Source organism: Bradyrhizobium sp. (genome assembly GCF_049798375.1).
Lineage (GTDB): Bacteria > Pseudomonadota > Alphaproteobacteria > Rhizobiales > Xanthobacteraceae > Bradyrhizobium.
In genome coordinates this window covers 1-9931 of the sequence record NZ_JBARGP010000238.1, presented here as the reverse complement: position 1 = coordinate 9931, position 9931 = coordinate 1, and the positions used below count along the sequence as shown (strand labels likewise).

Genomic DNA, 9931 nt, shown 5'->3' with positions numbered 1-9931 from the left:
TCAATCTCGGCGACGACCTCGGCCGCCTGCGCGAGCGCGTGCTGAAGCTGCAGAAGCACTTCGGCGACGTCAACGAGGATGTCAGGCTGATTCTGATTTCCGCCGACAAGATCGAGAAGCGCGCCGGCCGCATCGAGGAGCTCGATTTCGGCAAGCAGGATTCGCAGGCCGGAGCGCCACGCATCGTCGCGGCGCCGGGCGCGACGCCGGATTTATACCCGCTGGCGGGACGGATGCAGGCGGGGGAGTAGCTGCTACCCCTTAGTACTGGATCGTCCGCCTGCGCGGACGATGACAGCGGAGAGATGCGGCAAACGCTCGCTCCTCTCCGAGAACGTCCGTGGCAGCCTTTCTCGCGTAAATCTGTTACCACCGTACCCATGACCGCGCCCTCAGCAAAGCCGCACGCCGCAACGTCCCGGCAAGATTCCCCCGCCCCCAACTGGCGCGAGAGCATGGCCGTATACCTGCAGCCGCGCGTCTTGATCGTGATGTTCCTCGGCTTTGCCTCTGGCCTGCCGCTGGCGCTGTCCGGCTCGACGCTGCAAATCTGGATGCGCGAGCTCGGCGTCGATCTCGGCACCATCGGACTTTTCGCTCTCGTCGGGACTCCCTACACGCTGAAATTCCTCTGGGCGCCGCTGGTCGATGCGCTGCATGTGCCGCTGTTCACCCGCGCCTTCGGGCGCCGCCGCGGCTGGCTGGTGTTCGCACAACTGTTGCTGATCGGAGCGATCGTGCTGCTGGCGCTGGCCGATCCGGCGCGCTCGCCGTTCTTCGTGGCGCTGGCGGCGCTGTTGGTGGCCGCAACTTCGTCCACGCAGGACATCGTGGTCGACGCCTTCCGTGTCGAGAGCCTGCCGGAAGCCGAGCAGGCGGCCGGCATGGCCGGCTACGTCGCGGCGTATCGTATCGGCATGCTGGTCTCCACCGCGGGCGCGCTTGTGATCGTCAGCGCATTCGAAAGCGGCGGCGTGCCGCGCAGCTCGGCCTGGATGTGGGGCTATATCGTGATGGCGGTGCTGGTGCTGATCGGCACGATCACCGCGCTGGTCGCGACCGAGCCTGCGCAGTCGATCAAGGCGGAAGCCGAGATGAGCGCGGAGACCGCGCTCACCCGCGTGCTCCACGCCGCCTCCGGCGCATTCTCGGAATTCCTTGGCCGTAAGGATGCCATCGCCGCGCTCGCCTTCGTGGTGCTGTTCAAATTCACCGACGCCTTCTCGGGCACGATGACCGCGCCGTTCGTGATCGATCTCGGCTTCAGCAAGGTCGATTACGCCGCGATCGTCAAAGGCGTCGGTCTTGCCGCGACCTTGATTGGTGGATTTGCCGGCGGCTTTGTGGCGCGGCGCTATTCGCTCGCGACAAGTCTTCTGATCGGCGGCGTGGTGCAGGCGCTCGCCAACCTGTCCTTTTCCTGGCTTGCAATCGTCGGCGTCAATCAGTGGGCGCTGGCGCTCGCCATCTGCGCGGAGAACTTCACCAGCGCTGTCGGCACGGTGATCTTCGTCGCCTATCTCTCCGCGCTGTGTCAAAACCCGCTGCACACCGCGACTCAATATGCGCTGCTGACCGCGCTCGCCGCGGTCGGCCGCACCTATCTCTCATCAGGCGCAGGCTACGTGGCGAAGGCCGTCGGCTGGCCGGCCTTCTTCATGATCTGCGTGATCGTCGCGATCCCGAGCCTCGTGCTGCTCGGCTGGCTGCAGCGGCGCGGGCATTTTGATGAGCTCGGGCCGGTGCGGGTGTAGTTCTCCGCTGGCATCCCATTCTCGGTTGTCATCACCCGCGAAAGCGGGTGACCCAGTCTTCCAGAGGCAGTCCTGATCAATCGAGAAGCCGCGGCGTACTGGATCGTCCGCCTCCGCGGACGATGACAGCTGAAAATGCGGGGACAGCGTTCGCCGGGACGATACCGACCAAGCGCTACCGCTTCACCAAGCTCCATTTGGTGATCACGGCTTCGCTGATCTCCGTGGTCTCCTGTGCGCAGGAGACCTCGTCGACCTTCACCGCGATCTGCTTGCCGAGCAGGCCCTTGAGCAGCGCGGCCTGGGCGTGGTTCGCGGTCATGAGCTGGAACGTCTCGGGCCCGGTCTCGAGATTGCACAGCCCGCCGGGCGGCGGCAGGCGGCGCGGCTCGGTGGTGATCTGATAGGCCTGCTCACCCGGCTTCATCGCGCGCAGATGCAGCGCGCTGAGCTCGCCCGACAGCACGTCGCCGGCATTGATCGGCTTGCCCGCCTTCTGCGGCGCGTCGCCCTGCTGCGCCCGCGCCAGCGGGCCCGCCGCGAGCAGCAGAATCGCGCCCATAATCAGCCGTTTGCCGAATCCAGGTTTCGTCATCGAGTCACTTCCAGGTGGTGTGATCAGAACAGGGTCCGCTGCCGCATCGCGGCCGACAGCGTGCCTTCATCGAGATAGTCGAGCTCACCGCCAACCGGCACGCCATGCGCAAGCCGCGTGATCTTGACGTTCGCCTCCTGCAGGAGGTCGGTGATGTAATGCGCCGTCGTCTGGCCATCCACCGTCGCGTTTAAAGCCAGGATGATCTCGTTGACCTCGGCCGCATGCGCGCGCTGCACCAGCGCATCGATGGTGAGGTCCTGCGGGCCAACGCCGTCGAGCGGCGACAGCGTGCCGCCGAGCACGTGATAGCGGCCGTTGCTCGCCTTGGCGCGCTCCAGCGCCCAGAGATCGGCGACGTCGGCGACCACCACGATCATTGCATCGTCGCGGCGCGGATCAGTGCAGACCGTGCAGGGATTCTGCGTGTCGATATTGCCGCAGGTCTTGCAGACCTGGATGCGGTCGATCGCAACCTGCAGCGCTGACGTGAGCGGCGTCATCAGCGCCTCGCGCTTCTTGATCAGATGCAGCGCGGCACGCCGCGCCGAGCGCGGGCCGAGCCCGGGCAGGCGCGCCAGCAACTGAATCAGGCGTTCGATTTCGGGACCGGCAACGGCCATCGCTTCAAGCCAACACTTTCACGATGCGAACTAGCCGAAACCGAATCCCGGCGGCAGGCCGAGCTTGCCGGTGATCGCCTGCATCTTCTCCTGCATCGCGACCTCCGCCTTGCGGCGCGCGTCGTTGAGCGCGGTCACCAGCAGGTCCTCGAGGATCTCGCTTTCCTCGGGCTTGATCAGCGACGGATCGATCTTGATGCCCTTCACGTCCATCTTCGCGCTCATGCGCACTACCACAAGGCCGCCGCCCGAGGTGCCCTCGACTTCCACATTGCCGAGTTCCGCCTGCATCTCCTGCATCTTGGACTGCAGCTGCGCGGCCTGCTTCATCATGCCGAGAAAATCAGCCATCGCTCAGGTCCTCTCAAAACGTCTCATCATCGTCGCTGTCGGACTCGTCCACGGGCTCGACAGCAGTACTAATCTCAGCTTCCGGCGGCTCCGGGACAAGCTTGCGCACCTCGACCACCTTGGTGCCAGGAAAGCGTGCCAGCACCTCCTGCACGCGCGGATCGGCCTCCGCGATCCGCTCGCGTTCGTTCCTGGCCTGCAGGTTCTGCTCGCGCAAGGTCGGCTGCCCGGCCTCGTTCGACACCACCACGGTCCAGCGCCGGCCGGTCCATTCCTCCAGCTTGCGCCCGAGATCGGTGACCAGCGAACGCTGCGCATGGCGCTCCAGCGCGATCTCAATCCGGCCATCCTCGAAACGGACGAGGCGGACATCGGTCTCGAGCGCGCCCTTGATCAGTACGTCGCGGTTTTTGCCGGCGAGCGCGACCAGCTCGGGAAAGCTTGCCACGCGAAGCGCCGGCGGTTGGTTCTGCGGCGACGGCTGCGCCGGCATCATCTGCGGCCGCATTGCGCCGCCGCCAATCGCAGCCAGCGTCGGTCCTTGCGGCCGCACCGGCGACGAGGCCATCATCGACGATGCAACAGCGGACGATGACATGGCGGGCCCCGACGCGCCGCGCGGCGCGGCGTTCGATGGCATGATGGGCGAGTTGCCGCCATTCTGCTCGATCATCCGGATCGCCTCATCCGGCGTCGGCAAGTCAGCGGCATAGGCGATGCGCACCATCACCATTTCGGCGGCGGCCGCTGGCCGGGTCGCAGCTTGCGTCTCGGCGATACCTTTCAGCAGCATCTGCCACATCCGCGACAGCACCCGCATCGACAGCTTGGTGGCGAAATCCCGCGCCCGCAGCCGCTCGGTCTCGCTGAAGGCGACATTGTCGGCAGTGGCCGGGACGGCCTTGACCCGAGTGACGAAGTTCACGAATTCAGCAAGGTCCGACAGCACCACCACCGGATCGGCGCCGGTGTCGTATTGGTCGCGGAACTCGTTGAAGGCGGCCGCGATATCGCCGGTCGCCAGATGATGGAACAGGTCGATGACGCGGGTGCGGTCGGCGAGACCGAGCATCTGCCGCACGGCATCGGCTCGCACCTCGCCCGCCGCATGCGCGATCGCCTGGTCGAGCAGCGACAGCGAATCGCGCACCGAGCCTTCGGCGGCGCGCGCGATGATGCCAAGGGCCTCGGGCTCGATGGCAACGCCTTCCTTGGCCGCGACATTGCCAAGATGCTTCATCAGCACGTCGGCTTCTACGCGGCGCAGATCGAAGCGCTGGCAGCGCGAAAGCACCGTGACCGGGACTTTTCGAATTTCAGTGGTGGCGAATACAAATTTAGCGTGCTCCGGCGGCTCCTCCAGCGTCTTCAGGAAGGCGTTGAACGCTGCCGTCGACAGCATATGGACTTCGTCGATGATATAGACCTTGTAGCGGGCGCTGGCCGGCGCATAGCGCACGCTGTCATTGATCTGGCGGACATCATCGACGCCGGTATGCGACGCGGCGTCCATCTCCAGCACGTCCATGTGCCGGCTTTCCATGATCGCCTGGCATTGGGTGCCGAGCACCGGCATGTGGATGGTCGGACCCTTGACCGAGCCATCGGGCAATTCATAATTCAGCGCGCGGGCGAGGATGCGGGCGGTGGTGGTCTTGCCGACACCGCGCACGCCGGTCAACACCCAGGCCTGCGGGATGCGGCCGGTCTCGAATGCGTTCGAGACGGTGCGCACCACGGCGTCCTGGCCGATCAGATCCTCAAAGCTGGACGGGCGATATTTTCGCGCCAGCACGCGGTACGGCTTGGAGGCGGGAGCGGTATCGGGGCCGGCCTGTGCGGCGCTGTCAGGCAGAACAGGAGGAACGCCGGCGTCGGTCATCGATCGATCCGCAATTCAGTGACTCTTCGGCCGGTGTCGATCGCGCAAGCTCATGAGGCGATCCGCCGGGCGGCGATCGAGCACCCGCGCTTTGGCGCGGTCACTCCGCCGACATTTGCGCGATCCGCCCGAGAAAACAGGTAGGAGACTGACGAGCGACCCGATCCGGACCTCGTTAGGGCTGCTTCCTTCCGGACCTGACCCGGTTGGCGAGTGGCTCGTCCACCGCCAATCTCCCGATCCCTATTTGGGGCCAAACCGCTCGGAAAGCAAGCGGGGGCTGACGGGTCATGAGACTTGTGCAAGAAGATCAAAAAAGCATAGCGCGTCATGGCCGGGGCTTGTCCGGGCCATCCACGTCTCCCTTAATGTCGCAGCGAAGCAAGGGCGTGGATGCCCGGCACAAGGCCGGACATGACGAGCTTTGATTGTGGAAATTCAGGAGCCTCAGGGAACCGATGCCCGAATCAGCCTGGTCACTGCATCCCCAGCTCAAGAAGGACACGATCGATATCGGCGACCTGCCGCTGTCCCGGGTGCTGGTGATCCGGGACGCCAATTATCCCTGGCTGCTGCTGGTGCCGCGGCGTGAAAACGCGGTCGAGATCATCGATCTCGATGAAGTCGCGCAGGCGCAATTGATGACCGAGATTGCGCGCGTGTCGCGTGCCCTCAAAGAGATCACCAAATGCGACAAGCTCAATGTCGCAGCTCTCGGCAACATGGTGCCGCAGCTTCACGTCCACGTCATCGCGCGCCGGACCAGCGACGCCGCCTGGCCGCGTCCGGTCTGGGGTGTGGCCGAGCCTCTGGCGCATGATGCGGAGGAGGTGCAAAATTTCATCAGCGCGATCCGCCGCAAGATCTGGTTAGGTTGAAGCATGTCTCCATTCGATTTGTTTCCGCTCGGGCAACCGGCGTTCGTTAGCAATCCGATCGATCGCGCCGCGCATCTCCGTTTCCACGACGACAAACTGATGGCCTTAGAAAGCCATCCTGCCACCCGCGCCTATGTGCTCTATCGCGATTCACTGCTGGTGAAGCGCGAGGGCGACCGCGTACGGGCGCTGCTGACCATCGACGAGGCGTTGAAGGCCGGCGCCAATCCCGGCACGATCTTTCTCGGCCTGCGCGACGGCGCAGCCGTGTTCGGCATGGGCATGTCGCCAGCCGCGGCCGAGGCGCTCGCTGGCCGCGACGACACCACCTTGACCGAGCTGCGCGGCATGGCGATGCAGGGCGCGGTCCCACCCGAGCAGCTCGGCACCATCGCGATGGCGAAGTCGATGGTGTCATGGCATCAGCGCCACGGCTTCTGCGCCAGTTGCGGTACAAAGACCGCGATGCGCGAGGGCGGCTGGAAGCGCGAATGCCCTGCTTGCAAGACCGAGCACTTTCCGCGCACGGATCCGGTCGTGATCAGCCTGGTCGCATCAGGCGACAAGTGCCTGCTCGGCCGGCAGAAGCAGTTTCCGCCCGGCATGTATTCCTGCCTCGCCGGTTTCGTCGAGGCGGCCGAGACCATCGAGGACGCCGTCCGTCGCGAGATCTTTGAGGAATCCGGCATCCGCTGCGCTGAGGTGACCTATTACATGACGCAGCCCTGGCCTTATCCATCCTCGCTGATGATCGGTTGCAACGCCCGCGCGCTGAACGAGGACATCGTGGTCGACCACACCGAGCTCGAGGATGCCCGCTGGTTCAGCCGCGACGAGGCGCGGCAGATGCTGCTGCGCCAACATCCAAACGGCCTCGCCGGCCCGCATCCCTTTGCCATCGCCCATCATCTAGTCGGCCGCTGGTTGCATGGGACGGAAACTGCAGGTTAAGGAGCGACCGCCTTTTCCCGCCGCGTCGCAGTGAACGGAAGTTCTCGTATAACTCGCTGACATGACGCAGTTTTCGTGCGCCCGAACCTGTGCGCCCGTGCGCGCCCGGCTGGATTCGCTTGCTTTGAAAAAATATTCTCTATATGACGGATTTCAGCCGCCCATGTGGAACAAAGTTCTTCAAAATGACCGATGTCACTGCCGCCCTGGAGCCGAACCGCCGGCTCGATGCCATCGATCGCAAGATTCTGATGGTCCTGCAGGAGGATGCCTCGCTGTCGGTCGCCGAGATCGGCGACCGGGTGGGGCTGTCGTCAACGCCGTGCTGGAAGCGCATCCAGCGGTTGGAGGCCGACGGGGTCATCCTGCGCCGCGTCGCGCTGGTCGACCAGAACAAGATCGGGCTCGGCATCAGCGTGTTCGTGTCGGTGGAGAGCGCCGACCATTCGGATGCCTGGCTGAAGAAATTCGCCGAGGCGGTCAGCGCCATGCCGGAGGTGATGGAGTTCTACCGGATGGCCGGCGACGTCGATTACATGCTGCGCGTCGTGGTCGCGGACATGCAGAGTTACGACGTCTTCTACAAGAAGCTGATCAGCGCGGTGCCGCTCAAGAACGTCACCTCGCGGTTCGCCATGGAGAAGATCAAATCCGTGACCGCGCTGCCGGTCCCGCCGGTGTGATGTTGCGGCGCTTCCCCGCTGCCGCCCGTGGTCACTCTGTGGTGCGTCTTTACGCGAAGTTAGTTCCGTTAGGCCTACTCTAGGCTGAGATGGCGCAGGGTTCAATTTTACCTTCGTCCCGGCTCGCTTGGCTGAACGCTTCCCTGCTGCTGCTCGCGAGCTTTATCGCGGTAGCGGCGCTGTCGCTGCAGGTCCGCCCCGGGAGCGAAATCGTGGCCGTGGTTTTCCCACCATGGTGGAGCGAGCAGCAATCGATGCTGGCTGCCGGCTCCGCCGATGCCGCGATCGTGCGAACGACGGCCGTGCCGTCGTTGCTCGTGGTGCGTCCCGACCAGACCGACGGCTTGGCGCGGTTGCGCCACGCCGGCGCCTGGTTCGCCATCGATCCGCAGGCGATCGCCGCCTGCTTTTCGCGATGACACCGAGGGATCCGGAATGACCGTCGAGACCAACGATCTGGCCAGCCTTCGCCATACCACCAGCAAGCTGCTGCTGACGGCGCTCTGGATTCACGTTCCGCTTGCGCTCGGCATCGGGCTGGCGCGCGGCGACTGGCTGATCCCGACGGTGCTGATGGCCGCGCTGGCGCTTGCCGCCACCTTCTCCTGGCGCAGCGTCGGCGACGCGCTGTCGACGCAACTGACCGTCGCGGTCGCGCTGATGGGCGGTGTCTCGGTGCTGGTCTACCAGATGTCCGGACATGCCTGGCAGCTCGACATGCACATGTACTTCTTCGCAGCGCTGGCCTGCCTGGTCGCTTATTGCGACTATCGGCCGGTGCTGGCCGGCACGATCGCGGTCGCCTTGCATCATCTCGCGCTGAATTTCGTTTTCCCGGCCGCGATCTATCCTGGCGGCACCGATCTCGGCCGTGTCGTACTGCATGCGGTCATTCTGGTGATCGAGGCCGGCGTGCTGATGGGGCTCGGGCTGAAATTGACACAGGCCTTCGATACCGCCGCCCACAAGACGGTCGAGGCCGAAGCCGCAAACGCCGCGGAAGCGCGAGCCAATGCCGCGCAGGCGGAGGCCGAGGAGCGCGCCAAGCAAGAACGCGACCTTGCACGCCGCAATCTCGCTGTCGGGTTCGAGCGCAAGATCGGCGGCATCGTCGAGGCGGTCGCGGTGGCCGCCAGCGAGATGCAGAACCTCTCGGCATCGATGAGCAAGAGCAGTTCGGATACCGCGATGCAGACCTCGTCCGCCGCCAGTGCCTCGCTGCAGGCCTCGACCAATGTCGAGACGGTGGCGGCCGCGACCGAGGAGCTGACCGCCTCGATCCAGAACATCTCCCAGCAGGTGACGCGCTCTGCGCAGATCGCCGCCAAGGCCGCCGACGAAGCGCGCCGCACCAATACCGTGGTCGAGGGGCTGGCCGCCGGCACCCACAAGATCGGCGAGGTCGTGACGCTGATTCAGACCATTGCCAGCCAGACCAACTTGCTCGCGCTCAACGCCACCATCGAGGCCGCACGCGCCGGCGAGCACGGCAGGGGCTTTGCGGTGGTCGCAAGCGAGGTGAAGGCGCTGGCCAATCAGACCGCCAAGGCGACGGAGGAGATCTCGAGCCAGGTCCAGAGCATTCAGAGCGCGACCAGCGATGCCGTCAATGCGATCCAGGCGATCGGCGGCACCATTGCGGAGATCGACGAGATTTCCAAGGAGATCGCGACCGCGGTCGAGCAGCAGGGTCTGGCCACCGGGGAGATCTCCGGCAATGTGCAACAGGCCGCCGAGGGCACTCGGCAGGTCTCCTCGAACATGGAAAGCGTCACCCGCACGTCGGGCGAGACCGGCAATGCTGCAGGCCGCCTGCATAGCGCCGCCACCGGGCTGTCATCCGAATCGGAGCGGCTGAAGTCCGAAGTGGGCCAGTTCCTCAGTTCGCTGACGGCGGCGTAACGCGTCGCCTTCGCACAGCCGCGCTCGACACGCCCGTGCATGGGCGTGTCTTTTGCGCTCAGATCTTCTGATTGTATTCTCCGACCTCGGGATGGCTGCGCAACACCGCATCCATCGCCTCGAACATGTCGCGCATGCGCTGCTCGGACACCGGGCTCTCGACCACCACCACCAGTTCCGGCTTGTTCGACGACGCCCGCACCAGGCCCCAGCTGCCATCCGCCACCGTGACGCGGACACCGTTGACGGTGACGAGATCCCGGATCGGCTGCCCGGCCACCTTGCCGCCGCTCTTCTGCAGCGCCTCGAAAT

At 65.1% G+C, this 9931-nt stretch carries 10 protein-coding genes, 1 other RNA gene and 2 pseudogenes; 7 read left to right on the top strand and 6 right to left on the bottom strand.

Annotated elements, in window-relative coordinates:
* Both WA702_RS10060 and WA702_RS10055 read left to right on the top strand, forming a co-directional pair.
* Window positions 1-251 (top strand): annotated as a pseudogene (locus WA702_RS10060) (DNA recombination protein RmuC); the annotation flags it as partial.
* A 129-nt stretch (window positions 252-380) separates the two neighbouring features.
* Window positions 381-1754, top strand: a complete 1374-nt coding sequence (locus WA702_RS10055; RefSeq protein ID WP_425110372.1) for an AmpG family muropeptide MFS transporter — start codon at window positions 381-383, stop codon at window positions 1752-1754.
* A 175-nt stretch (window positions 1755-1929) separates the two neighbouring features.
* On the opposite strand, the gene WA702_RS10050 is transcribed toward WA702_RS10055, so the two are convergent.
* The 5 genes from WA702_RS10050 to ffs form a co-directional block, all read right to left on the bottom strand.
* Window positions 1930-2349: a hypothetical protein gene (locus WA702_RS10050; RefSeq protein ID WP_425110371.1), complete on the bottom strand. Its 420-nt coding sequence runs from the start codon at window positions 2347-2349 to the stop codon at window positions 1930-1932.
* A 23-nt stretch (window positions 2350-2372) separates the two neighbouring features.
* Window positions 2373-2972 carry a recombination mediator RecR gene (recR, locus tag WA702_RS10045; protein ID WP_425110370.1) on the bottom strand — a complete coding sequence of 200 codons (600 nt, stop codon included), beginning with the start codon at window positions 2970-2972 and terminating at the stop codon, window positions 2373-2375.
* 30 nt (window positions 2973-3002) lie between these two features.
* Complete coding sequence (locus WA702_RS10040; RefSeq protein WP_425110369.1) at window positions 3003-3323, bottom strand: YbaB/EbfC family nucleoid-associated protein; 321 nt, start codon at window positions 3321-3323, stop codon at window positions 3003-3005.
* Between the two features lie 13 nt (window positions 3324-3336).
* The gene (locus WA702_RS10035; RefSeq protein WP_425110368.1) at window positions 3337-5205 is read right to left on the bottom strand and encodes a DNA polymerase III subunit gamma/tau; all 1869 of its coding nucleotides are present in this window, start codon (window positions 5203-5205) and stop codon (window positions 3337-3339) included.
* A gap of 140 nt (window positions 5206-5345) precedes the next feature.
* Window positions 5346-5442, bottom strand: an RNA gene (ffs, locus tag WA702_RS10030) — signal recognition particle sRNA small type.
* 221 nt (window positions 5443-5663) lie between these two features.
* Between ffs and WA702_RS10025 the strand changes: the two genes are divergently transcribed.
* The 5 genes from WA702_RS10025 to WA702_RS10005 all read left to right on the top strand — a co-directional run bounded on the left by WA702_RS10025 (window position 5664) and on the right by WA702_RS10005 (window position 9619).
* Entirely contained in the window at window positions 5664-6083 is a 420-nt protein-coding gene (locus WA702_RS10025; RefSeq protein ID WP_425110367.1) for an HIT family protein, read from the top strand.
* 3 nt (window positions 6084-6086) lie between these two features.
* Window positions 6087-7034: an NAD(+) diphosphatase gene (gene nudC, locus WA702_RS10020; protein WP_425110366.1), complete on the top strand. Its 948-nt coding sequence runs from the start codon at window positions 6087-6089 to the stop codon at window positions 7032-7034.
* Between the two features lie 185 nt (window positions 7035-7219).
* Window positions 7220-7717 carry an Lrp/AsnC family transcriptional regulator gene (locus WA702_RS10015; protein ID WP_425110365.1) on the top strand — a complete coding sequence of 166 codons (498 nt, stop codon included), beginning with the start codon at window positions 7220-7222 and terminating at the stop codon, window positions 7715-7717.
* Window positions 7718-7929: 212 nt separating this feature from the next.
* Window positions 7930-8136, top strand: coding sequence for a hypothetical protein (locus WA702_RS10010; protein WP_425110364.1), 207 nt, complete (start codon window positions 7930-7932; stop codon window positions 8134-8136).
* A gap of 16 nt (window positions 8137-8152) precedes the next feature.
* Window positions 8153-9619, top strand: coding sequence for a methyl-accepting chemotaxis protein (locus WA702_RS10005; RefSeq protein ID WP_425110363.1), 1467 nt, complete (start codon window positions 8153-8155; stop codon window positions 9617-9619).
* Window positions 9620-9677: 58 nt separating this feature from the next.
* Here the strand turns inward: WA702_RS10005 and WA702_RS10000 are convergent.
* Window positions 9678-9931 (bottom strand): annotated as a pseudogene (locus WA702_RS10000) (phosphomannomutase/phosphoglucomutase); the annotation flags it as partial.